Below are 1284 nucleotides of genomic sequence, written 5' to 3' on the forward strand. Positions count from 1 at the left end.
CAAACAATTGATGAAGAACGGCATGTGGAGCAACAACCCAGCATTGGTTCAGCTGCTCGGTTTATGTCCTCTACTCGCCGTTTCATCGACGATCACCAACGCGCTGGGTCTTGGTATTGCCACATTACTGGTACTAGTGGGGTCTAACGTAACGGTTTCACTGATCCGTAACTATGTTCCTAAAGAGATCCGAATTCCGGTTTTCGTTATGATCATTGCGTCACTCGTAACCTGCGTCCAGCTACTAATGAATGCTTACGCTTACGGATTGTACCTATCACTGGGTATCTTTATCCCGTTGATCGTAACCAACTGTATCATCATCGGTCGCGCCGAAGCTTACGCTTCAAAAAATGATGTGCTTCCTGCCGCATTGGACGGCTTATGGATGGGACTGGGCATGACCAGTGTGCTAGTTGTGTTGGGCTCAATGCGCGAGCTTATCGGCAACGGCACATTGTTTGACGGCGCAGACTTGCTATTGGGTGACTGGGCTGCAGCGCTGCGCATTCAAGTATTCCAATTTGATAGCAGCTTCTTATTAGCACTATTACCACCAGGTGCTTTCATCGGTGTAGGACTTTTGATTGCGTTGAAAAATGTTATCGACAGCTCAATTCAGGCTCGTCAGCCGAAAGAAGAAAAACCGGCCATTGAGCGTGCTCGCGTAACTAACGCATAATATAAGAATTCTAAAATCAAGGCTCTACCACTCGTAGGGCCTTTTTCATAAACCGCAAAGACGGGTTTGGAAGTCAGCAATGAACAAAGAAAAAAGAATAGAAATTCTTGAACGATTAAGAGAAAACAACCCCAATCCTGAAACGGAACTGAACTGGAGCTCTCCATTTGAGTTACTCATCGCTGTGCTACTTTCAGCGCAAGCGACCGATGTCAGTGTAAACAAAGCCACTGATAAGCTCTTCCCCGTTGCGAATACGCCACAAAGTATTCTCGATTTGGGTGTCGATGGTTTGAAGGAATACATCAAAACTATTGGCCTGTTTAACTCAAAAGCAGAAAACACCATCAAAACCTGTAAGATCTTATTAGAAAAACATAATGGCGAAGTGCCTGAAGATCGCGACGCTCTTGAAGCTCTTCCAGGAGTCGGACGTAAGACAGCCAATGTAGTGCTCAACACCGCATTTGGTTGGCCAACCATTGCCGTCGATACGCACATTTATCGCGTTTCGAATCGTACTAAGTTTGCGATGGGAAAAACGGTAGATGACGTCGAACAAAAGCTATTAAAAGTGGTACCAAAAGAGTTCAAACTCGATG

At 45.6% G+C, this 1284-nt stretch carries 2 protein-coding genes; both read left to right on the forward strand.

Features of this window, described 5'->3' with window-relative positions:
* The coding region (locus R7P67_RS24835; protein ID WP_411912817.1) for an electron transport complex subunit E at positions 1-682 on the forward strand (682 nt) is incomplete at its 5' end.
* Positions 683-761: 79 nt separating this feature from the next.
* On the forward strand, positions 762-1284 hold a 523-nt coding region (nth, locus tag R7P67_RS24840; protein ID WP_318086320.1), incomplete at its 3' end, for an endonuclease III.

It is taken from the genome of Vibrio sp. Vb0937, from assembly GCF_033338855.1.